26 protein-coding genes, 1 tRNA gene and 1 pseudogene are annotated in these 22265 nt (G+C 56.7%); 16 read left to right on the forward strand and 12 right to left on the reverse strand.

Going from position 1 to position 22265, the window contains the following annotated elements:
* Window positions 1-6 precede the first annotated feature (6 nt).
* Window positions 7-219: a hypothetical protein gene (locus tag RZS32_RS15550; protein WP_317054480.1), complete on the reverse strand. Its 213-nt coding sequence runs from the start codon at window positions 217-219 to the stop codon at window positions 7-9.
* A 134-nt stretch (window positions 220-353) separates the two neighbouring features.
* A complete protein-coding gene (locus tag RZS32_RS15555; protein WP_317054481.1) occupies window positions 354-1196 on the reverse strand; it encodes an AAA family ATPase in 843 nt (280 codons plus the stop codon).
* Window positions 1197-1354: 158 nt separating this feature from the next.
* Here RZS32_RS15555 and dksA point away from each other — a divergent pair, with 158 nt between their 5' ends.
* The 3 genes from dksA to RZS32_RS15570 all read left to right on the forward strand — a co-directional run bounded on the left by dksA (window position 1355) and on the right by RZS32_RS15570 (window position 3429).
* Window positions 1355-1810 (forward strand): RNA polymerase-binding protein DksA, encoded by a 456-nt coding sequence (gene dksA / locus RZS32_RS15560; protein ID WP_317054482.1) that lies wholly within the window; start codon window positions 1355-1357, stop codon window positions 1808-1810.
* A gap of 72 nt (window positions 1811-1882) precedes the next feature.
* On the forward strand, window positions 1883-3043 hold the full coding sequence (locus RZS32_RS15565) for an FAD-dependent monooxygenase (RefSeq protein ID WP_317054483.1): 1161 nt from the start codon (window positions 1883-1885) through the stop codon (window positions 3041-3043).
* Between the two features lie 227 nt (window positions 3044-3270).
* A complete protein-coding gene (locus RZS32_RS15570; RefSeq protein WP_317054484.1) occupies window positions 3271-3429 on the forward strand; it encodes a hypothetical protein in 159 nt (52 codons plus the stop codon).
* A gap of 113 nt (window positions 3430-3542) precedes the next feature.
* Here the strand turns inward: RZS32_RS15570 and xth are convergent, their stop codons facing one another.
* Window positions 3543-4325, reverse strand: coding sequence for an exodeoxyribonuclease III (gene xth / locus RZS32_RS15575; protein ID WP_317054485.1), 783 nt, complete (start codon window positions 4323-4325; stop codon window positions 3543-3545).
* A gap of 336 nt (window positions 4326-4661) precedes the next feature.
* Between xth and RZS32_RS15580 the strand changes: the two genes are divergently transcribed.
* From RZS32_RS15580 to RZS32_RS15590, 3 genes are read left to right on the forward strand one after another with little or no spacing between them, the layout of a single operon-like run.
* Window positions 4662-5015, forward strand: a complete 354-nt coding sequence (locus RZS32_RS15580; RefSeq protein WP_317054486.1) for a DUF6749 domain-containing protein — start codon at window positions 4662-4664, stop codon at window positions 5013-5015.
* 45 nt (window positions 5016-5060) lie between these two features.
* Complete coding sequence (locus RZS32_RS15585) at window positions 5061-6134, forward strand: DUF6902 family protein (RefSeq protein ID WP_317054487.1); 1074 nt, start codon at window positions 5061-5063, stop codon at window positions 6132-6134.
* The gene (locus RZS32_RS15590; protein WP_317054488.1) at window positions 6134-7036 is read left to right on the forward strand and encodes a DMT family transporter; all 903 of its coding nucleotides are present in this window, start codon (window positions 6134-6136) and stop codon (window positions 7034-7036) included. Before RZS32_RS15585 ends, RZS32_RS15590 begins: the two co-directional genes overlap by 1 nt.
* A gap of 20 nt (window positions 7037-7056) precedes the next feature.
* On the opposite strand, the gene RZS32_RS15595 is transcribed toward RZS32_RS15590, so the two are convergent.
* The gene (locus RZS32_RS15595; RefSeq protein ID WP_317057806.1) at window positions 7057-7380 is read right to left on the reverse strand and encodes a HesB/IscA family protein; all 324 of its coding nucleotides are present in this window, start codon (window positions 7378-7380) and stop codon (window positions 7057-7059) included.
* A 91-nt stretch (window positions 7381-7471) separates the two neighbouring features.
* On the opposite strand from RZS32_RS15595, the gene RZS32_RS15600 reads away from it, so the two are divergent.
* From RZS32_RS15600 to RZS32_RS15635, 9 genes and pseudogenes are all read left to right on the forward strand, one after another.
* A complete protein-coding gene (locus RZS32_RS15600; protein ID WP_317054489.1) occupies window positions 7472-8641 on the forward strand; it encodes a deoxyguanosinetriphosphate triphosphohydrolase in 1170 nt (389 codons plus the stop codon).
* A gap of 2 nt (window positions 8642-8643) precedes the next feature.
* On the forward strand, window positions 8644-10278 hold the full coding sequence (locus tag RZS32_RS15605) for a cation:proton antiporter (RefSeq protein ID WP_422395921.1): 1635 nt from the start codon (window positions 8644-8646) through the stop codon (window positions 10276-10278).
* Window positions 10275-10463, forward strand: coding sequence for a hypothetical protein (locus RZS32_RS19025; protein ID WP_422395922.1), 189 nt, complete (start codon window positions 10275-10277; stop codon window positions 10461-10463). Before RZS32_RS15605 ends, RZS32_RS19025 begins: the two co-directional genes overlap by 4 nt.
* A 75-nt stretch (window positions 10464-10538) precedes the next feature.
* Window positions 10539-12284, forward strand: a complete 1746-nt coding sequence (gene argS / locus RZS32_RS15610) for an arginine--tRNA ligase (RefSeq protein ID WP_317054491.1) — start codon at window positions 10539-10541, stop codon at window positions 12282-12284.
* A 77-nt stretch (window positions 12285-12361) separates the two neighbouring features.
* A complete protein-coding gene (locus RZS32_RS15615) occupies window positions 12362-13354 on the forward strand; it encodes an SPOR domain-containing protein (protein ID WP_317054492.1) in 993 nt (330 codons plus the stop codon).
* A pseudogene (gene nagZ, locus RZS32_RS15620) lies at window positions 13351-14345 on the forward strand (beta-N-acetylhexosaminidase). Before RZS32_RS15615 ends, nagZ begins: the two are co-directional and overlap by 4 nt.
* A gap of 8 nt (window positions 14346-14353) precedes the next feature.
* A complete protein-coding gene (locus tag RZS32_RS15625; RefSeq protein ID WP_317054493.1) occupies window positions 14354-15142 on the forward strand; it encodes a segregation and condensation protein A in 789 nt (262 codons plus the stop codon).
* 4 nt (window positions 15143-15146) lie between these two features.
* Entirely contained in the window at window positions 15147-15809 is a 663-nt protein-coding gene (scpB, locus tag RZS32_RS15630; RefSeq protein WP_317054494.1) for an SMC-Scp complex subunit ScpB, read from the forward strand.
* A gap of 97 nt (window positions 15810-15906) precedes the next feature.
* Window positions 15907-16116: a hypothetical protein gene (locus tag RZS32_RS15635; protein WP_317054495.1), complete on the forward strand. Its 210-nt coding sequence runs from the start codon at window positions 15907-15909 to the stop codon at window positions 16114-16116.
* On the opposite strand, the gene RZS32_RS15640 is transcribed toward RZS32_RS15635, so the two are convergent.
* The 8 genes from RZS32_RS15640 to RZS32_RS15675 form a co-directional block, all read right to left on the reverse strand.
* Window positions 16113-17189, reverse strand: a complete 1077-nt coding sequence (locus tag RZS32_RS15640; RefSeq protein WP_317054496.1) for a 2'-deoxycytidine 5'-triphosphate deaminase — start codon at window positions 17187-17189, stop codon at window positions 16113-16115. The two genes, RZS32_RS15635 and RZS32_RS15640, sit on opposite strands and share 4 nt — an antisense overlap.
* Before the next feature lie 57 nt (window positions 17190-17246).
* A tRNA-Pro gene (locus RZS32_RS15645) sits at window positions 17247-17323 on the reverse strand.
* Window positions 17324-17384: 61 nt separating this feature from the next.
* On the reverse strand, window positions 17385-18179 hold the full coding sequence (locus RZS32_RS15650) for a MerR family transcriptional regulator (RefSeq protein ID WP_317054497.1): 795 nt from the start codon (window positions 18177-18179) through the stop codon (window positions 17385-17387).
* A gap of 12 nt (window positions 18180-18191) precedes the next feature.
* Complete coding sequence (gene ihfA, locus RZS32_RS15655; protein ID WP_317054498.1) at window positions 18192-18494, reverse strand: integration host factor subunit alpha; 303 nt, start codon at window positions 18492-18494, stop codon at window positions 18192-18194.
* Window positions 18495-18604: 110 nt separating this feature from the next.
* Entirely contained in the window at window positions 18605-19579 is a 975-nt protein-coding gene (locus RZS32_RS15660) for a beta-ketoacyl-ACP synthase III (RefSeq protein WP_317054499.1), read from the reverse strand.
* Entirely contained in the window at window positions 19576-20682 is a 1107-nt protein-coding gene (gene plsX / locus RZS32_RS15665) for a phosphate acyltransferase PlsX (RefSeq protein WP_317054500.1), read from the reverse strand. Before plsX ends, RZS32_RS15660 begins: the two co-directional genes overlap by 4 nt.
* A gap of 21 nt (window positions 20683-20703) precedes the next feature.
* Window positions 20704-20910, reverse strand: coding sequence for a 50S ribosomal protein L32 (rpmF, locus tag RZS32_RS15670; protein WP_317054501.1), 207 nt, complete (start codon window positions 20908-20910; stop codon window positions 20704-20706).
* Between the two features lie 163 nt (window positions 20911-21073).
* The gene (locus RZS32_RS15675) at window positions 21074-21628 is read right to left on the reverse strand and encodes a YceD family protein (protein ID WP_317054502.1); all 555 of its coding nucleotides are present in this window, start codon (window positions 21626-21628) and stop codon (window positions 21074-21076) included.
* 117 nt (window positions 21629-21745) lie between these two features.
* Here RZS32_RS15675 and RZS32_RS15680 point away from each other — a divergent pair, with 117 nt between their 5' ends.
* The gene (locus tag RZS32_RS15680; RefSeq protein ID WP_317054503.1) at window positions 21746-22195 is read left to right on the forward strand and encodes an outer membrane protein assembly factor BamE; all 450 of its coding nucleotides are present in this window, start codon (window positions 21746-21748) and stop codon (window positions 22193-22195) included.
* Window positions 22196-22265: the final 70 nt, after the last annotated feature.

A 22265-nucleotide genomic window follows, 5' to 3' on the forward strand; every position in this document is an offset into this window, starting at 1 on the left:
AAACCCTCACTGCTTCTGATCACGAGCGACCCAAGCGCCAAAACGCCCGAATCCCAGAGAATCGGTCAGCACGGTATTAGGCACCGTACCGCCAACAATATCCGACCAGACTGCAGATTGTTTCGGCCCGTTCTTGGGAGCAATGAAGGTATAAATGTGGTTCAGTTCGGACATCACACCGCCAAATGTGGCGCTGGCGCACATCGTCAAACACGTCATATCTTCTCCCGGCTTGGGCCGTCGTCAGGTCTCATATCATGTCCGCAGCCGAGAGCAGCTGTGCCGCAGAACAGGGTTATGTTAGCGACAGGACCGGTTCTGTCTAGACAGTTCCTTATTTTTCAGTCGTTTGCTCAGCGCTGTTGACGCCGCGCCATAAAGGCCAACCGCTCAAACAGATGCACATCCTGCTCATTCTTGAGCAATGCCCCATGCAGTTTCGGCAACGCGTCCGCGCCATCGCGTTTGAGGTCTTCGGCCGTCAGGTCTTCGGCCAGAATTAGCTTTAACCAGTCCAAAACTTCGGATGTGGATGGCTTTTTCTTCAACCCCGATTGTTCGCGAATCTCGTAAAACTGCGTCAGCGCCTCGGTCAGAAGCTTATCCTTGATGCCTGGGTGATGCACCTCGACGATTTGCTTCATCGTTTCAGGGTCAGGAAACCGGATGTAGTGAAAGAAACACCTGCGTAGAAAGGCGTCGGGCAGTTCTTTTTCATTGTTCGAGGTGATGATCACAATCGGACGTTGGCGCGCCTGAATGGTTTCACCGGTCTCATAAACATGAAACTCCATCCGGTCGAGTTCCTGCAAAAGGTCATTGGGAAACTCGATATCGGCCTTGTCGATTTCATCAATCAGCAAAACAATCTTTTCGGCGGCCTCAAAAGCCTGCCAAAGCTTGCCTTTCTTGATGTAGTTTTTCACGTCATGCACGCGCTCTTCCCCAAGCTGGCTGTCGCGCAGGCGGGACACCGCATCGTATTCGTAAAGACCCTGCTGCGCCTTGGTGGTGGATTTGATGTTCCACTCCAACATAGAGAGCCCAAGGGCCTCGGCCACCTGTCGCGCGAGTTCGGTTTTGCCTGTTCCTGGCTCGCCCTTGACAAGCAAAGGGCGTTCAAGCGTCACCGCGGCATTGACCGCCACTGTGAGGTCGTCGGTGGCGATATAGGCATCCGTTCCTGTGAACTTCATGTCGTGTCTTGGCCTTTTTGTGATGACAAACTGCTGTAAATTCGCGCGCACCCTATTATTTCAATGATTGCACATCAATGCAGGTTGATTGTGTAGTGACATTCCCTTGCGGCAGGTATATCCGGTGCGCGTGGGAGCCGCGGTCTCGGGAGACTGAAATGCATGACCTTGGCCTTGATGAGGGAGCTGACATGAAAGCTGAAGTCTTTCTTGCAGAAGACTATACCCCGGCCGAAGACGAACCGTTTATGAACGACCGTCAGCTGGAGTATTTTCGGCGCAAGCTGATTAACTGGAGAAACGAATTGCTGGAAGGCAGTCGCGACACGATCGAGGGGCTGCAAGACGGCACCCGCGCGATCCCTGATGTTGCGGACCGGGCCAGCGAAGAGACAGATCGCGCGCTGGAATTGCGCACGCGGGATCGTCAGCGCAAACTGGTGGCCAAGATCGACGCTGCTCTGCGCCGTATCGACGAGGGCGAATACGGGTATTGCGAAGTGACCGGCGAGCCGATCAGCCTTAAGCGATTGAACGCGCGCCCGATTGCCACCATGAGCCTTGAGGCTCAAGAGCGCCACGAGCGCCGTGAAAAAGTGCATCGCGACGACTGATTTCGTGCTAGGACAAACAGAAATTCAGACGCCGGGGCTTTTGCTCCGGCGTTTTTGCTTTCAAAAGGGCATATGGATTTAACAGGTCTCAACGTTGTCGTGATCGGTGCCGGCATTGGTGGAATGGCTGCGGCCCTGGTGCTGCGCCGGCAGGGGGCCTCTGTGCGTGTATTGGAGCAGGCACCTGAGATCACCGAAGTGGGCGCTGGTATTCAGGTTAGTCCAAACGGGTTTGTCGTTCTCAAGGCGCTAGAGCTTGGGGACCGCCTGCGCGCGACCAGCCCGCAAGGCACCCATATTCGATTGCGAGACTACTCCGGTAAGCTGGTGATGACACTCGACCTCGGACTTTCCGGGCATAGTGACTATTATTTCGTGCATCGCGCGGATCTGCTGAATCTCTTGCTTGGTGCGGCTGTGCAAAGCGGTGTGGAGGTCAGCACTGGAGCTCACGTCACGGATGTTGCACCTGGAACAACGCCAACAGTCACGAACCGCGATGGGCACACCCATAGCGCAGACCTGGTCATTGGCGCGGACGGCTTGCATTCAGTTGCCCGCGCGGCGCTCAATGGCACAGTTGCACCGTTTTTCACGCAGCAAGTGGCCTGGCGTGCGGTCGTCCCGGAAACCGAGGCCGCGCATATGGTTGACCTCTACATGGGGCCGCGCCGCCACATTGTGACCTATCCACTCCGACAGGGCAGGCTGCGCAACATTGTAGCGGTGGAAGAGCGCACGCAATGGGTGGCTGAAAGCTGGAGCCAGCAGGATGATCCCGACGCGATGCGGGCTGTCTTTGCGGATTTTGGGCCGGATGTTCAGGCGCTTTTGAGGCGTGTGGATCAGGTCAATCTTTGGGGGTTGTTCCGGCATCCCGTTGCGCCAAGCTGGCAGGCGGGGAATGTGGCTTTGCTGGGCGACGCGGCTCATCCAACGCTGCCATTTTTAGCGCAAGGGGCGAACATGGCACTGGAGGACGCCTGGACACTTGGTAAATGCCTTAGCAAAGGCTCCGATATCTCGTCAGCACTGGCCCGATATCAGGACCTGCGCAAAGACCGGACCGCTCGCATCGTTTTGGCTGCCAGCAAGAATGCGTGGAAGTATCATTTGTCGTTTCGACCGTTGCGGGGCATGGCGCATGCAGGGCTGAAACTTGGTGGTCTTGTCGCCCCGGGCCGTATGATTGGCCAGTTTGACTGGATCTATGGTCACGATGTGACGCAGTGAGAATTATCTTCGTCGGCAGTAAGCCTGATTTTTATGTGTGAAGGTTGACCTCTGCATTTATTCAAGATTGTAGACAATGTGAGACTCAGGAGGTGATTGATGCCTGAGCGCGCAGAATGCATGTAAATGCTTGGGGCATAGACCTAATTTCTGCCTCACTTGCCTCATTTTTGACATATTTCTGAGGTGTTTGGTGAGCCTTGGTGGGGGCACCGAGAGAGGCTGCTATGAACTACTGGGACACTGTCGACCAAGAAGAAAATCACAACAAATGGTCTGACTGGACCATGACCCCCAAAAAACAACCGCGCAAAATGACAGACTATGTCTCTGGAATTGTTTTTCTGACATCCGGAATTTATGCGTTTGGAATTATTGGAATGTGAAGCTTGCTGGTAGAGCAGCCAGCGGAGGCATTGCACCTCGTCATCTTTCCGTCTTGTACCAAGACATCCGCACATGTGTTTTCAACCAAAGCACCAAAGCAATTGATCGCCATTCAAAGCGCAAACTCTACCCAGATCGGCACGTGATCTGAGGGTTTTTCGCGCCCGCGAACGCCTTTGTCGATGCCGCAATCCTGCATCATGTCGGCGGCTTCAGGGCTGAGCAGAAAGTGGTCAATCCGAATTCCGTCATCACGGTTCCAGGCTCCGGCCTGATAGTCCCAGAAGGTGTAATGCCCCGGCGCGGTGTTACACGCCCGAAACGCTTCGGTGAACCCAAGGTTCACAAGGTCGCGGAAAGCATCCCGGCTTTGGGGCAGGGCAAGCGCATCCGTGGTCCAAGCTTCCGGGCGTTTGGCATCCTCATCCTGCGGGATCACATTGTAGTCGCCTGCCATCAAGAACGGTTCTTCTTGATCCAGTAGTTCTTTGGCGCGGGCCTTCTGGCGCGCCATCCAGGCAAGTTTGTAGTCATATTTCGGCCCCGGTGCCGGATTGCCGTTGGGAAGGTAAAGCCCGCAAATCCGCAGGGCTTTGTTCTCCCCCACAACAGTCGCCTCGATCCAGCGCGCCTGTTCGTCGCCGTCATCGCCGGGCAATCCACGACGTACATCCTCAAGTGGCAGCTTTGACAGAAGCGCGACTCCGTTAAAGCTTTTCTGCCCGTGGGTTTCGACCTGATAGCCAAGCTCTTCAATCGGATCGCGTGGAAATCCTTCGTCAACGGATTTGATTTCTTGCAGAATCGCAACGTCTGGTTCGGCTTCTTTGAGCCAGTCAAGCAGGGCAGGGAGCCGTGCTTTTATGCCGTTGATGTTGAAGCTGGCAACTTTCATGTAGCCTCCCTTTTGACTGCGTCTATCGCTCAGTCAGCGCGCTCTGGCAAGACCAGCGCGCAGAGTGACCTTTATTTATCAATCGCCTTTAGGTTGATTCGCTGCGTCCCGCGGCGTCTAGAGGGCAAAACATGCAAAATTACGCGTGTGGATAAAATTAATTTCTGCCGGAAATTTGGAGCCGCAAGTATCTGACCGCCAATGGTCCGCCCCATTCATCCACAGGGTCGTTGGCTATGTGGATAACAACCTAAAGTTGTTTTTGTGTTGTTGCGACCCGATTGCCGTGCAACGATTTGGGCACTCACCGGCACTGCCGAAAAAAGGAGAAAAATTATGGTAGCACTTCGTAAAGAAAATATTTCGTACAACACCACAGAAGACACAAGCGCCGACATGTTCGACGGGTCCGCAGTTGAGGCGTTCACCTCGTCGCTGGGGCCTGTGACAGCAGCCGACGCACATATGGGGCAGGGCACTGAGGCGTTCACATCGTCGCTCACGCCCGTGACTTCCTCAGATATGGACGGCGATGCGGTGGAACTTTTCACCTCCAGCCTTGGTCCAGTCCGGGCGTCTGAGACAACAGAAGGCGACGCAGTTGAGCTTTTCACGTCAAGCCTCGGCCCTGTCCGCGCCTCCGAGGCGGCTGAGGGCGACGCTGTACACGCCTTCACTTCGAGCCTGTAAATGGCTCAGCGGAACGGAATCTGGTTGTAAAGGAAGGTATCATTCATGGGATCCGTCGTTCACTTCGATTTTCCGTTCCGCCAATCCACAGCTGAGCTGCGTCAGGCGGCTTTGCTGGAGCGGTTCGTGTCTCAACGTCGTCCGGAACAGGATGTGTTCTGGCTCAAGGAAAACGCCGAGCTGCTCAACATCTTCCAAAGCTGCGGATTTGAGTTGCCGCTGGCTTCACTTGCTCCCTTCGACAACTTCTACACCTCCATCGAAAAGCGCCTCAGCTTTTTCCCGCAGTATTACCGTTTTCTGCTGTCGATGTGCCTTGACCTTGAGGATCTTGGCATGTCCGGAAACCGTGCGGAAGCCGCAGTGGAATGGGTTTCTAAACAAGGGTTTGTGGGGGCTGAACTGTCAGACTTGCAGCGTGCTGAAGCTCGGCGTTTGTGCCTGCGCCGCGGGGTGGATCCCGTGTCCCGCGACCCGGGACTGGATGACCGGTTGCGCGATTTCACGACACGGTCGGAAACGTTTGCGATACCCAATAAGAAGGCCGCTTATGAGCTGACGCACATCGTGTTCTACCTGTCCGACTACGGCCTGAAGGATCCCTACCTTGATGAAAAGTCGATCCAAAGTCTGACCTTCGCAGGTACTTTGGCCTATCTTGAGCTGAACATCGATCTGCTGGCAGAGATTTGCATCGCCCTGCGCTTTGCCGGGGTCACGCCGCCGCAAAGCTGGGATGGATGGCTGGCCGAGCAAACCCGCTACTTTGCGATCCGCGAAGACGACATTGGCTGGCGTTCAGACGCCTATCATCCGTATTTCATGCTGAATTGGCACCTTGCCCTGTCCGGGCAAGGCGGATTTGGCGCTCAGATCCCCGACGGTCCAATCAGTTTTACTGCCCCTCGGCATGAGGTTGCACCACTCCGCGAGCTGTCCGAGCAAATGTATACGCTGGACGAGCCACGCCATCCGGACTGGTCGGTCATGCGTCGCTTGCTGGACGGATCGCTTTCGGATATGGCGAGGGAAGTGATCGATACCGCAGAACAAGCCGTGGACTTCCAGTCTTTCTTCCAGGGCTTCGCGAGATCAAGCGCCCCAGGAGCGATGGGATAATGCGCCAACGTGCCTCCGCTCTTGTACTCTCCGGCGTTGCGCTCACCGCGCTCTACACTTTATTGATCACCGGCGCGGACGCGATCACCAAGGGCTTTGCACAGTCTTACTCCGCACCACAGCTTTTTGCCATTTCGGGCGGTCTGGTCGCTCTTTTCAGCCTGTTGGCCAACCGCGACCCAAGCGGGCACAGGCGCCCGATGACAACACTCTGCCCTTGGGCCATGACCATTCGGGTTGTGGCGACAGTACTGGGAACGCTGGCGTTTTTCCACGCCTTCCGCCTGCTGCCCTTTGCAGATGTGTTTCTCTTCATCGCGCTTATCCCACTGATAACCGCTATCCTCTCGGGTCCAGTTTTAGGAGAGCCGGTGCGCGGTCAAACCTGGGTCGCGCTCGGGTTAGGGACTATTGGCGTCGCGTGTCTCTTTCCGGCCGGGTTGCAGGGTATCGGCTTTGGTCATCTTGTGGCCTTTTCCGCAGTGCTGCTGGGCTCTGTCTCGATGGTTGCGTCGCGCTATATCGGACAGCGCGATGGCAACCTGCTTGCCCAGGTCTTTTACCCCAATCTGGCGCTGATGGTGGTGATGGGGCTGGCCTTGCCCTTTGTTTTTGTCCCCATGAGCGGCCTCGATCTTGGCCTTGCTGCGCTTTACGCGGTGCTGCTCTTTGGCGCGCGTTGGGTGCTGGTTGCGGCGTTGCGGATTTTGCCCGCCTTCGTGGTAACACCGCTGATGAATCTGCAGTTCATCTGGATGGTTGTCATCGGCTGGGCAGTCTTTGCCGAAACGCCTTCGACGCATACTTTTCTGGGTGCGTTCATCATTATCCTGGCCGGTGGATGGTTGATTTGGGAACGGATGCGCCCCGTTCACGGCGAAAAGCTGGTTCCGGCGGAATAGCCTTTATCCGCAACGTAACCTCACATAGAAAAGGACGTCCCACAGCCGCAGGCGCTTGTGGCGTTCGGATTGTCAATCGTAAAGCGCGCGCCGATCAGTTCCTCGGTGAAATCAATGGTCGCCCCGGTCAAAAAGGGCAGCGAGACGCTGTCCACAACGACCTTTTCGCCTTTGCCCTCCAGAACAAGATCATCCTCGGCAGGGGCATCAAGCTTGATGTCATACTGAAAGCCCGAGCATCCGCCGCCTTCTACGGCGACCCGAAGGGCCTGTCCCTGATCGCCAGCGCCGATTTCGGCCAGACGTTCAAATGCGCGTTCCGTCACAGTTGGAGGCAGTTGCATCGCAGGTGGTTCCATGTGGTTTCGTTCAGCTTTCCAATGCAATATATGAGGCATGGGACAGTGCCACAAGACAGGGCAGGCGAGTAAAAACATGACAAAGCCCTATGCGTCGGATCCAGACCGCGCGCGGCCCCGGCTTGTGGCCGAGGAGGAAAGCGCGTTTCGCTCGTGTTTTCAGCGGGACCGCGACCGCATCATCCATTCCAGCGCCTTTCGCCGTCTCAAGCACAAGACACAGGTTTTTGTGGAGCATGAAGGCGACTATTTTCGCACGCGTCTGACCCATTCTATTGAGGTTGCGCAGGTGGCGCGGACGATTTCGGGCGCTTTGGGGTTGAATGTGGAACTGACCGAGGCCGTCGCGCTGGCGCATGATCTGGGTCACACGCCATTTGGGCATACCGGAGAAGACGCGCTCAACGCATTGATGGCCCTCTATGGCGGGTTTGATCACAATGCTCAGGCCATTCGCATCGTCACCTCACTGGAGCGGCACTATGCCGAGTTTGATGGGCTGAACCTGACCTGGGACACGCTGGAAGGGATTGCCAAGCACAACGGCCCGGTGACCGGTGAGTTGCCTTATGCGCTGGCCGATTACAACACGCTGCATGATCTTGAGTTGCACAGCTTTGCCAGTGCCGAGGCTCAGGTGGCGGCTTTGGCCGACGATATTGCCTATAACAACCATGATCTGCATGACGGGTTGCGTGCCAGGCTTTTCACCGAGGATGATATCCGCGATTTACCTATGGTTGGTCCGTGCTTTGACACTGTGGATCAGAGGTATCCAGGGCTGGATGCATATCGCCGCCGTCATGAGGCCTTGCGGCGCGTGTTTGGTGAGATGGTTGCCGATGTGATCGAGACGTCTCGATCAAAGCTACAGGAAACCGGTGTAAAGACGACGGACGATATCCGCCATTTGGGTCAACCTGCGATCTTCTTTTCTGATCAGGTGGCGGCGGATATGAAGACAATAAAGTCATTCCTTTTCAAGCATATGTACCGCGCTCCTAAAGTTACCGAGATGCGCCAGCGCGTCACGCGCGTGGTCGAAGAGCTGTTTCCGTTTTACATGTCCAAACCCGAATTTCTGCCCAAGCGCTGGCAAAATGATGTGGCTCAAGCGAAAACTGAAATCGAATTGGCGCGGTTGGTCAGCGACTACATCGCGGGAATGACAGATCGCTATGCGCTAGAAAGCCACAAACGGCTCTTGGGCGGAGACGACAGCGCAGTGGCGCGAGAAGGAGTGTAAGGATGGCAGCAACACCTGCAGATGGCGGTTTGGACCCGGTCATGGCCTTTGCGCTTGTCGGCGCGCTGGGCGTTGGTGCGCAATGGGTGGCCTGGCGGCTCAGGATGCCTGCGATTGTTCTGATGTTGGTTGCTGGCCTGTTGGCTGGACCTGTGTTTGGAATTTTTGATCCCGAAAGGGACATTGGCGTCCTGATGGGGCCGATGATCTCCATTGCGGTGGCCATTATTCTATTTGAAGGCGGGTTAACGCTCGATTTTCATAGCCTGCGAGGGGCAGAGCAGGGGGTAAAACGGCTGGTGGTTGTCGGCGCACCTTTGGGGTGGATCGGCTCGGCTTTGGCCTTGCACTATGTCGGCGGCCTGAGTTGGGAAAGCGCCGCGGTTTTTGGCGGGATCATGATTGTCACCGGGCCAACTGTCATTGCGCCGCTTTTGCGGCAGGCGCGTCTTAATCGCCGTCCTGCACAGCTCATGCAGTGGGAAGCCATCGTCAATGATCCTATTGGCGCATTGGCGGCTGTTCTGGCCTTTGAGGTTGTAGTCGTCACCGCCGCCGCAGGCAGCCTTGGCCACGCAGCCTGGGAAATTATTCGCGGTATTACAATCGCTTGCGCCGTGGGATATGGTGCAGGTTGGGGTCTTTCAGAAGCATTTCGCCGGGCTTACGTTCCGGAATATATGAAAGTCCCGGTGCTCTTTGCCGTCCTGCTCGCCGCTTTCGCGGTCACGGACTACATGCTGCACGAAAGTGGGCTGCTGACCGTCACCGTCATGGGGATTGTCATGGCCAATGCCAACTTGCCGAGCTACACCGAACTGCGTCGGTTCAAGGAACATGCAACCATTCTGTTGGTCTCGGGCGTGTTCATCCTGCTTGCCGCCAATATGGATTTTGAAACCCTTGGACGCCTGAACTGGCAGGCTGCGGTCCTGGTGGCTGTGGTTGTCCTGCTGGTGCGCCCGGCCACTGTTCTTCTGTCGCTTTTAGGAACCAATATTCCCTTCAAGGAACGCCTGCTTGTCGGCCTTGCAGGGCCAAGAGGCGTGGTGCTTGTCGCTGTTGCGGGGCTTTTTGGGGAAAGGCTGGTAGCCAATGGAGTTGAAGACGCGGCTTTTCTCACGCCCTTTGCCTTCGCCCTTGTGGCAGTGACCGTGGTGCTGAATGGCTTTTTCCTGGCTCCTTTGGCGAGGGCCATGGGGCTAGCTGGCAAAGGCACGCCAGGTGTGATTATCGCGGGCGGCTCGCAATTCGCGACATCCTTCGCACAGGCTTTGCTGAGTGTGAATGTCCCAGTTCTGATCACCGACACCAACCGCGCGCGCCTGCGCAGCGCACGCGATGCGGGTCTGCATGTGTTTTATGGTGATGTGCTCTCGGAAGCGGCGGAACATAGCGTTGAGATCATGTCTTATGGCCGTGTCGTCGCGGTGAGTGACAATGACGCGTACAACACTTTGGTTGCGACGGATCTTGCGCCGGAATTCGGGCGCGAAAACGTGTTTCAGCTCGGACGGTTGAAATCAGATAGCAAACGTCTGGTGCTGCCCCCGGATTGGGAGGTCAGAGTTTTGTTGGCAAACTCACCTATCTGGAAATCGCCAGCAAAATGGCGAAAGGCTGGGAGGTGCGTGTGACGCGGCTTACGGATGAATTCACCAAATCAGATTGGGCAGAGCAAAATCCCGAAGGTATTGCCTTGGCGCACTACAAAGAGGACGGCGCCTTTGCTCTGCTCTCTGCTGATGCGGAATGGGAGCCAGACCCGGACACGGAACTGATCTGGTTTGGACCCGGTCGTGAGGACGTGGCGGCAAAGTAAACCACGCCGCGTATCGCGATTGACGCGCGCCACGGGGGTGCTAAACCGACGCCCGACAAAGGAAGGATCGCCCGGATGAATGTGTTCACCGAAATCAGGCAGGCCGTGCTGGCAGCCCTTGAGGCTATGCAAGAGGCGGGGGAGCTGCCCGTTGGTCTTGATCTGTCGAATGTGACGGTTGAGCCGCCGCGCGATGCCGCTCATGGTGATATGGCGACCAATGCGGCCATGGTTCTGGCGAAACCGGCTGGTCTGAAACCACGCGACATTGCTGAGAAGTTGGCGGGGCATCTGAGTGCCTATGGGACTATTCTAAGTGCCGAGGTGGCCGGACCGGGGTTCTTGAACCTGTGCCTTGCGCCGTCGCTTTGGCATTCTGTGGTTCAGGCGGCTTTGGCGGCGGGTGCTGACTTTGGCCGCTCTGACACCGGCGCCGGGAAAAAGGTGAATGTCGAATATGTCTCGGCCAACCCAACCGGGCCTTTGCATGTGGGTCACACGCGCGGCGCTGTTTTTGGTGATGCATTGGCCAGTCTCTTGGATTTCGTGGGCTACGACGTCACGCGCGAATACTACATCAACGATGGCGGCGCGCAGGTCGATGTATTGGCGCGCTCTGTTTACCTGCGTTACCTAGAGGCACATGGTCAGGAGGTGGCGTTTGAAGACGGCACCTATCCCGGTGATTACCTGATCCCGGTCGGGGCTGCTCTGAAAGACAAGGTTGGCGATGCGTATGTCGATCAGCCCGAAGAGATCTGGCTGGTTGAGGTGCGCGACTATGCCACTGAGGCGATGATGGATCTCATTCGTGCCGACCTGAAGGCGCTTGGGGTTCAGATGGATGTGTTTTTCAGTGAGAAATCCCTCTATGGCACGGGCCGGATCGAACAGGCACTGGAGGCGCTGCAATCCAAGGGCCTGATCTACGAGGGCGTGCTGGAACCGCCCAAGGGCAAAAAGCCCGAGGATTGGGAGCCGCGTGAGCAAACCCTGTTCAAATCGACGGAACATGGCGACGATGTGGACCGTCCGGTGAAGAAATCGGACGGCAGCTGGACCTATTTTGCGCCGGATATTGCCTATCACTATGACAAGGTCACGCGCGGTTTTGATGCGCTGATTGATGTCTTTGGCGCGGATCACGGCGGCTATGTCAAACGGATGAAGGCGGCGGTGTCTGCGCTCAGTGATGGCAAGGTGCCGCTCGATATCAAGCTGACGCAATTGGTGAAGCTTTATAAAGACGGTGAGCCATTCAAGATGTCCAAACGGGCAGGGACCTTTGTCACCCTGCGCGATGTGGTCGATCAGGTGGGCTCGGACGTGACACGCTTTGTCATGCTGACCCGCAAGAACGATGCGCCTTTGGATTTTGACTTTGACAAAGTGCTGGAGCAATCCAAGGAAAACCCTGTTTTTTATGTGCAATATGCCCATGCGCGGGTGAAATCGGTTCTGCGCAAGGCGGTTGAGGCTGGCATGGCCGTTGACGATGCTGATCTTGGTGCGGCGGATCTCTCACAGTTGACGGATGAGGCGCAGCTCTCAGTCGCCAAGAAGATCGCGGAATGGCCACGTCTGGTCGAAATCGCCGGGCGCACGAACGAGCCGCACCGGGTGGCGTTTTACCTCTATGATCTGGCCAGTGAATTGCACGCGCTGTGGAACCGGGGCAACGACAAACCTGAATTGCGGTTCCTGGACGCGGATGATCCCGCTGCATCGCAGGCAAAAATTGCCCTCGCACGGGCCGTAGCCGTTGTTATTTCTGCTGGTCTTGGTATTCTAGGGGTAACTCCGGCAGACGAGATGCGCTGACATCATCAAAAATATCGCCGGGGAGAGCAGTGAACAACCGGCGGCCAAGTATCGCCGGAGAGACAAAGAGGCGAAACATGGCACAGATGACAGTGCAGCCGGGGGCTGTGTCTGAGCGGCAATTCAACTTACAAACGATTGCTAATTTTGCCGGGGCCGCGATATCGCTGGCGCTGGTGGTGGGCATTGGTGTTTGGGGCTACAAGCTTTTGGTCCGCGACGTCAGTGGCGTTCCGGTAATCAAAGCCGCCGAAGGGCCGTTGCGGGTACAACCGCAAGATCCCGGTGGCACAGAATTCCAGCATCAGGGTCTGGCCGTCAATGATGTTGCCGCCGTTGGAACAGCGGCGGATCCGGCAGACCGGCTTGTGTTGGCGCCCGAACCATTGGAACTCAGTCTTGAGGACACACCGCAGGTTGCGACGGTTGCCAACGAAGTCGCCGAGCAAGCCGCAGCCGCGCAGGAAGAAACAACAATCTCAGAGCCTGTGGCGCAAAATGAAGCGGACACCGAGGTCGCAGCATTGGAGTTGGTTGACCGTTTGGCGCAAGGTGTTGAACCCTTGGGTGAATTGCAACCAGCCCCCGAAGTTGAAGCGTTACCGCAGACCGAAACAGTGACCGCCACAGAAGAGACGGCAGAAGAGACGGCAGAAGAAACGCCTGTTACCGGAGGGTTGGGCCGTTCCTTGCGTCCGCAACTGCGCCCGACACGCGTTGCCGCGTCGACCGACTCGGTTGCCGAAGCCGTTGCGGCGAGCGTTGCGACGGCCTCAGCAAATTCGACATCGGCTTTGGTGGAGGCCTCTGCCATTCCAGCGGGCACGCGTTTGGCACAGTTGGGCGCTTATGAAAGCGCTGAGGTGGCGGCACAGGAATGGACGCGGCTCTCGGGTCAGTTCTCAGAATATCTTGGCGACAAACAACAGGTTATCCAGCGCGCCCAAAGTGGCGGCCGCACCTTTTACCGCCTGCGCGCCATGGGATTTGCAGACTTGAATGATGCGCGCCGCTTCTGTTCGGCTTTGGTCGCGGAAAACGCCGAGTGTATCCCCGTGGTGACGCGTTGAGCGCATTTGGCGCGTGCATCCTAGGGGTCGGCGCAACTGAACTCACTGAGGAAGAACGCGCGTTCTTTCGCAAGACGCGTCCTTTTGGATACATCCTATTTGCGCGAAATGTCGAAACGCCCGATCAATTGCGCGCGCTGTGTTCGGACCTCAGAGAGGCGGCGGGTCACAACGCCCCGATCCTGATTGATCAGGAAGGTGGGCGGGTACAGCGCCTGACCGGTCCCATCTGGCGTGACTGGCTCCCTCCGCTGGAGCAGGTGCAGCTGGCAGGGGAAAGGGCCGAAGAGGCGATGTATGCCCGCTATCGCATCATCGCGCATGAGCTTTATGATCTCGGTATTGATGCCAATTGCGCGCCGCTTGTGGATGTTGCAGGGCCTGACACGCATCCCTTTCTAAGGAACAGATGTTACGGGAAAATCCCCATTCGGTTGCGGCTGTTGGCCATGCGGTGGCGCAGGGTTTGCTGGACGGTGGCGTATTGCCAGTGGTCAAACACATGCCAGGCCATGGTCGCGCGACGGTCGATAGCCATTTCGATCTGCCGCAAGTCGATGCGGCTTTGGACGACTTGGACGAGACTGATTTCGCCCCGTTTCGCGCGTTGAATACGTTGCCCATGGGCATGACGGCGCATCTGGTCTATTCGGCATGTGACGCGGCGGCCGCGACACTTTCACCGCCGGTTATGCGCATGATCCGAGAGCGTATCGGCTTTGACGGATTGATCATGACCGATGACATCTCCATGAAGGCGCTGAGCGGAAACATCCACGACCTCAGTGCGCAGGCCATTGCGGCAGGGTGTGACGTGGTATTGCATTGCAACGGCGACCTTGAGGAGGCACGGGAGGTGGCGGATGCGTCCGGCACGTTAAGTGGCACGGCGCTCACCCGCGCAGAACGTGCACTTGCGGCACGTCAGACCCCTAATGAGGTTGACATTCCCGCGCTGGAGGCAAAGCTGGCCCAACTGCTGAAAGGCTAAAGGCACGGATGTCAGACGACGATTTTGACGATTTTGGAAGACCGGAGAGTGTCGCCGACCGTATGGTCGCCGAGGCGCTGATTGTCGATGTGGACGGGTTTGAAGGCCCGCTTGATTTGTTGCTGACGCTGGGGCGCACACAGAAGGTGGATCTGCGCAAAATCTCGATCCTGGAACTGGCACAACAATACCTGGCCTTTGTCGAGCGCGCCAAGGCGCTTCGGCTTGAATTGGCGGCGGACTATCTTGTGATGGCGGCCTGGCTGGCGTTTCTGAAGTCCCGCCTTCTGCTCCCGCCTGACCCGACCGAAGAGGGGCCTTCGGGCGAGGAGCTTGCCGCGCATCTGGCCTTTCAACTGGAACGTCTGCAAGCGATGCGCGACGCCGCCGCCAAGCTGATGGCGCGCGATCGGTTGGGGCGGGAATTCTTTGCCCGCGGCATCCCCGAAACCGTCACGCGGGTGCGCAAGGTGCAATACACCGCGACGCTTCTGGATTTGATGCAAGGTTACGCCCGCATCCGCACCAAGGATGAATTTCGCCCCTATGCCTTTGACAGGGAAGCGGTTTTCACGCTGGAACAGGCGCTTGACCGGATGCGCGGTTTGATCGGCTTTGCCGGGACCTGGACCGATATTGCCAGCTATCTGCCCGACGGGTTTGTCACCGACCCGACACGCCGTCGCTCTGCCACCGCGTCGACCTTTGCGGCGGCGCTTGAGCTTGCTAAAGAGGGCAAGGTCGAGTTGCGGCAAGCCGAAGTGTACGCGCCGCTCGAGCTGCGGCGAAGGGATTAAGGGCATGGCAGAAGAGATTGAAGATCAAGAAGAAAGCCTGTTCGAAGCCCCGCCAATGGCCGAGCAGGAGCGCATGTGCGAAGCTATTTTGTTTGCCTCCGCCGAGCCTGTGACTGTGCGGGAGCTTGAATCGCGCATGCCGCATGGCTGTGACGCGGCCGAGGCGCTGGTGCATCTTCGTAAACGGTATGAAGGACGTGGCGTGCATTTGGTGAAAGTCGGGGATGCCTGGGCCTTGCGCACCGCGTCGGACCTGGCTTTTCTGATGCAAAAGGAAACCACAGAAACCCGTAAGCTCAGCCGCGCGGCGATCGAAACTTTGGCCATTATTGCCTATCATCAACCCGTGACGCGCGCTGAGATTGAGGAAATCAGAGGTGTTAGCATCAGCCGTGGTACGGTCGACCAGTTGCTTGAGATGGAATGGATCCGCTTTGGCCGTCGCAAGATGACCCCGGGCCGCCCGGTGACGTTTGTAGTTACGCCGACATTTCTTGATCATTTCGGATTGGAAAGTGCCCGTGACCTGCCAGGTCTGAAAGAGCTGCGCGCCGCGGGTCTTTTGGAGAATCGTTTGCCGCCGGAACACATGCCGCAGGTGGGTGAGGGCGATGTGGATATCGAAGAAGCGGTTGAAGAAGGCCAAAGCGAGCTTTTCGAGGACTGACGCAGACGCGCCGCAAGTGTGAATTTCTTGTCTTCGCCCTGAAAATTGCATGATTTCATGTTATATGTAGACCCATGAGGCAGATGAGGAGGGCGCAATGAACGCCAATCAGATCATCAATATGGTTGTTCGCATGGTCATGCGCCGGGTGCTTCGCTCTGGCATGAACGCAGGTATGGATGCGGTTGGAAAGCGTATGAACAAGGGCAAGGCACCTGCTGAGACAGGGCAGCCTTTGGACACCGCTGAGACCACGAAACGCACCAAACAGGCGATGCGTGTGACGCGCCGCATGGGGCGTTTCTAGGACTTGAAATGTTTTGACAGTTTAAGACCCTGACCTTGGTAATTCGATGAAATACCAGCGCCATAAAGCTGTTCCGGGGTTTCAGACATACGTTCATAAACCAGCCGGCCAACGACCTGACCATGTTCCAAAACAAACGGCGCTTCGTGACAGCGCACTTCAAGCACGCCGCGCGAGCCTGCTCCACCTGCTGCGTCATAACCGAAACCGGGGTCAAAGAACCCTGCATAATGTACTCGAAACTCACCGACCATAGCTAGGTAGGGCGCCATTTCGGCGGCATAGTTTGGCGGGATGGCAATCGCCTCTCGGCTGACAAGAATGTAGAATGCGCCGGGGTCGAGAATGATATGTCCATCCTCCGTGCGCACCTCTTCCCAATACTCAGCAGGGTTATAATGACCCAATTTTGCAAGATCGAGCACGCCAGTGTGCCGCTTGGCGCGATAGCCAACAAGATTGCCTTCGCTGGGCTGCAGATCGACAGAAAAGCCCAGACCGTCTGAAATAACCGGATCGCCTGAAACAATCGGGGTTTCCAGATGCACGGCCCGCAATTCATCATCGCTCAGCATGGTTTTGCCCTGGCGGAAAATGACCTGCGTGAGCAATTGTCCGGGTTGAACGACAACTGAAAAGCTCTGTGGGCAAAGCTCAGCAAAGAGCGGGCCGTCATAGCCGTCCTGCACGCGATCAAACTCTATCCCTTGATCGGTGATGATGCGTGTCATCAGGTCAATGCGACCAATCGAGCTTTTGGCGCTTGCGGCGGCCGTCATGCCTTGGGGCAGTGTCAGCTGCTCCATCAGTGGCACGACATAAACGCAGCCCTTTTCCAGAACGGCACCACCGGTCAGCGGAATTTTATGCATTGTCAGACTGTTAAGTCTTTCTTGCACCGATGACTCCTTGCCGGGAAGGAAGGAAGCTCTAACGCGAAATGCGGTGTCCCCCAATCTCAGATCAAGCGAGGCAGGCTGAATTTGGTCGTTCAAAATGGGGGCGGCGGCAGAGATCGCACCGGACGTGATCATCTCTTTGATCTGACGGTCTGACAAAACCCCGGTTTTCATCGCCGCTTGCCTCTCATGAAAAAACCCGCCCCGTGGCTTGGGCGGGCGATTTGAGAATGGTCGGGCTAGCAGGACTCGAACCTGCGACCTTCCGTCCCCCAGACGGACGCGCTACCAGGCTGCGCCATAGCCCGACGATTGGGGTTACATACCCGTTTTGACGCCGATCACAAGAGGGAATTCCCAATTTTGCACCTAGCTCGATGCGCGATCCCGCAGCTTGGCCAAGAGCGGTTTGAGCTGCTCTGCGGTCTTGCTGGAAATGGGTCGGGGCAGGGTGGAGAGACGTGTCAGAAGGCCGGGGTCCGCCTCGACCGTGTCCTCGAAATCATCTGGCACATCCACCGCGGCAGGGCGCGGTTTCGCGGGTTCCGGCTCTGGTTCAGGGGGCGCAGGGTCTGCGCTTGGTGCCGGATCGGGTATTAAAGCTGGATCACCTGTCGTTTTCGGGGGCGTGTCCTTGCTGCGAAGATGCGTAAAGCTTGGAAGCTCCGGAACGGTCTCGGACTTGTCCTCGGAAACCGGATCTTCCTTTACTTTTTCAACCTCTGGTTCAGGCGCGGCATGACGCGTAAAGGTCAATGGCGTTTCCGGCTCAGGCGCTGTTTCTATGGGCGCCTCGTCGGTTTTCGCGGGTTCTGCTGCTTTCGCAGGTTCATCGATGGGCTTGTCCGCGACTATTGATGCTTCCACTACGACATCATCTGCCGCATCCCCCAACGGCATCGAAAGAGCTGACACATGTGCAACCCCTTGTTCGCGAAGGAGTTTCTGAACGCCTTTGATGGTCATGCCATCATCGTGCAACAGCTTCTTGATGCCGCCCAAAAGCTTCATATCCGCCGGTCTGTAATACCGACGGCCTCCCGCACGTTTGACGGGTTTTACCTGGCTGAACTTGCTTTCCCAAAACCGCAGCACGTGGGCCGGGGTTTCCAACCACTCAGCCACCTCGCTGATGGTTCGGAACGCATCGGCGGATTTTGCCATAAGCGTTTTGCCCTAGCTTTTGTTGCCTGCCGCGACCCGGTCTTTCATCAGATGCGACGGCCGGAACGTCAGCACGCGCCGCGGGTTGATTGGAACTTCCTCGCCGGTTTTCGGGTTGCGCCCGATCCGTGCGGTTTTATCACGCACCGAAAATGTACCAAATGACGAGATTTTAACCTGTTCTCCGCGCACCAATGCGTCGGACATATGGTTCAGTACGCTTTCCACGAGATCCGCAGATTCGTTGCGGGACAAGCCCACCTCACGAAATACAGCTTCACTCAGATCCATGCGTGTCAAAGTTTTATCGCCCATCACATCCCCTCTGTTTTATCCCGCGACTTTAGGGGGAAGGGATTTTCCGAGTCAATGTCAATGACTTGGCAGATTGAGTTTAAGCGGGTTTTGCGCCCAGATTTCGCGAATTACCAGCGCAGGACCACCGAACCCCACGCCAATCCACCGCCGATTGCCTCGGAAACCAGAAGGTCACCCTGCTTGATCTTGCCTTCGGCCACGCCCACGGCCATGGCCAGGGGAATCGATGCCGCCGAAGTGTTGCCGTGATCCTGGACCGTGACGATCACGCGTTCCATTGGAATACCCATCTTCTTGGCCGTGCCTGAGATAATGCGGATATTGGCCTGATGGGGCACGATCCAGTCCAGATCATCGTCCTTTAGTCCGGCCTTGGCCAGTGCCGTTTCTGCCGTCCATGTGAGTTTCTCTACAGCTTGACGGAACAGAGGATTGCCCTGCATTCGCAATTTACCGGAGGTCCCCGTCGACGACACGCCGCCATCCACATATAGCATGTCTCGATAGCGTCCATCAGAGTTAAGATCGCACGCCAGAATACCGCGGTCGTCGGATGTCCCTTGACCGTCTTCTGCCGACAAAACCAGAGCACCAGCCCCGTCGCCAAAGAGCACACAGGTCGATCGGTCCGTCCAATCCATAATCCGGCTGAAGGTTTCAGCACCGATAACCAGGAGCGTTTTTGCCTGTCCCGAGACGATGAGGGCATTCGCGTTGGCAAGGGCATAGATGAACCCGGCGCACACGGCCTGAACGTCAAATCCAAAGCCACGGGTCATCCCGAGTTCTTTTTGCACCATTGTCGCAACGGACGGAAAGGTCAGGTCGGGTGTTGACGTGGCAACCAAAAGCCCGTCGATGTCGTTGGCTGTTAAACCGGCATCCTCAAGCGCCTTTTGCGCCGCACGCACGGCGAGGTCAGAGGTGGTTTGGCCTTCGGCGGCGATATGACGCCGCTCTATGCCTGAGCGCGTGCGAATCCACTCATCGCTTGTGTCCAGGGTCTTTTCAAATTCGGAATTTTCAACAATTCGTTCGGGCAGGTAGTGCCCAACACCTTTTACAACGGCGCGCAATGTCATTCAGGGTCACCGTTGTCTGAGTCGTCGGTTGCGCCATCCTGTTCAGTCAGAGAGGCGGATGCAACCCGTGCGGCCAGTTTTTCGCTGAAACCTTTTTGAGCAAGGTCAAAGGCCAGCTTGACCGCGGCGGACACTCCCGTGGCATCAGCCGCGCCGTGGGATTTTACGACGGTGCCATTCAAACCAAGAAAAACACCACCATTTGATCTTCGCGGGTCAATGCGCTTGCGCAGGCGCCGCAGCGACGTCAGCGCCAGAAGAGACGCCAGGCGCGACAAAGGCGTGTAGGCAAACGCATCGCGCAACAGATCACTGATCATCTTTGCCGTGCCTTCGCCGGTCTTGAGTGCGACATTGCCTGTAAAGCCATCCGTGACAATGACGTCACACACGGTCCCCGGTAAATCGCGTCCTTCGACAAAACCGATAAATTCAAAATCACCAATTTTTGAGTTGCTGGCGATCAAATCATACGCTTCTTTCAATTCGGCGCGGCCTTTATGTTCTTCAGTTCCGACGTTCAGAAGACCAACGCGTGGTTTGTCCAATCCAAAGCCATTGCGGGCATAAGACGTGCCCATCAGCGCGTATTGCATCAAGTCCTTGGCGTCGGCACGAATATCCGCGCCGCCATCGAGCATGATGTTGAACCCTTGTGGATTAGCAGAGGGCCAGAGCACTGCGATGGCCGGACGGTAAATCCCCGGGAGTTTGCGCAAGCGCACAACAGACATCAAAAGCAGTGCGCCCGTATTGCCGCAAGAGACACAGACAGAGGCCTCACCATTGCGAACACACTCAATCGCTGACCACATCGAGCTGTTCTTGCCATTTCGAATGGCTTGGCTGGGTTTGTCCTCCATTTCGATGACATCTTTGGCATCGCGGATCTCACAGCGGCCGGTCAGTGTCTTGCGCCGAGCCACCAGAGGTTTGAGTTCGTCCTCATCCCCATGCAGGATAAACCCGATTTCAGGATTGATTTTCGCAGAATAAGAAATACCGGCGACTACCGCCGCCGGTCCAAGATCTCCGCCCATAGCGTCAATCGAGATGAGAACGCGGGCGTTTTGCGCTTTGGAAGTGTCCGTGGTTGACCTCATCGGACGCGCCCCTCAGCTGCGTTAGGCTGCGTCCTCTTCCAGATCGACCTCGTCAATCATTGAGACAATTTCACGATCGGCGTAGTGGCCGCATGCCGCGCAGACGTGGTGTGGGCGCTTCAGTTCACCGCAGTTTGGGCATTCGTTTGGATTGGCCGCGACCAGAGCGTCATGCGCCCGGCGATTGTTGCGACGCGATTTCGATACTTTGTTCTGTTGGACAGCCATGTCACAACCTCAAATCTGATGGGTCTCGCTGACCCGGTTTCCATAGGGTTGAGGCGGCTGATAATCCGTGTGGTGCCGCAGGTTCAAGCCCTAATCCGGTGAAGGCGCGAAAATACAGTGAAATGTGACCGTGGCAAGACCTTTTTTGCCACTTGTTTCTCGCTCAGCCGTCACCTTCCATACGCTTTTTCAACTCTGACAGGCCCGCAAAGGGTTTGATCTCTTCATCTGTTAGCGGAGCGACACCTGGTGGGGCAACGCGCGTGTCTTCTGCCTGGGCATTTGTGCTGCGGGGATAGGGCGGCAGGGCAAGCGCCAACACCTCTTGCATCAATGCCATGAGGTCAATCTCGTCAGAGAGTGGCGCGCGCGTGTCATCCTGGGGCATTTCTATCTCTTCTCCCTCAGTTTCCTGCGCTTGCCAGTTTTTCATCAGATGCCAACTTGCATCTTCTTCGATCCGGGTTGTTACGGGATCAAGTGTCACGATGCAGGGTTGTGTCACGGTGGCACCTAAATGTGCGTCAACTTTCCAATCGGTTTTGCCCTCCGGGCGCACGACGCCTTCGAACCGCAGCTTTCGCAAGGAAATAAGGCCAAGTTCAGTCGCCAACCGCGCCAACACATCCGGTTCGGGCACGCCAACAAAGGGTATATCACGATTGGGCTTAAGGTCGGCCACGCGCAACGGGGCTGAAAGATCTGTCTGTTCTGTCATGCTCTGTGATTTATCCTTCCTTGAACAAAGGCGCCACCTTGTTGTAAGCGGGTTGGAGGAATGCCGCCAGCATGCGGCAACCGCATTTAGTTGGGTGGCAGAACGGATTTGGGTGGCATGACTTCGCGATTTGGCAAATGGGCCCTAAGCCTTGTCTTGGTGGCGGCGCTTGGTGCGTGTTCCCCGACGTTTCGCAGTCATGGTTACGTGCCTCCGGAAGATGAGCTGCAAACCCTGTCGGTCGGCGTTGACAGCCGCGCCACCGTGGATGATGTGGTTGGCGCTCCGTCCGCGTCGGGTTTGCTGAGTGGGGGCGACTATTACTACGTCCGTACGCGGATCAAGGAAGTTGGCTTTCGGCGCCCAGAGGTGATCGAACGTCAGGTTCTGGCCATTAGTTTCGATCAGTCCGACACAATCGCCAATATCGAACGCTTTAGCCTGGCGGATGGGAACATTGTTCCTCTGACCCGCCGCGTTACTGATTCCACGGTTGTCGGCAGAGGGTTCCTGCGCCAGCTTCTTGGCAACTTTGGCAATATCGACCCAAGCCAGCTCTTCAACTAAAGCGTTTGGCTGTTGACCCGGGCCATCAGGTAAGGGCCCGGCGCTTCAAATACGCCACATCGATGTCTTG

This window comes from Roseovarius sp. W115 (genome assembly GCF_032842945.2).
GTDB classification, from domain to species: domain Bacteria; phylum Pseudomonadota; class Alphaproteobacteria; order Rhodobacterales; family Rhodobacteraceae; genus Roseovarius; species Roseovarius rhodophyticola.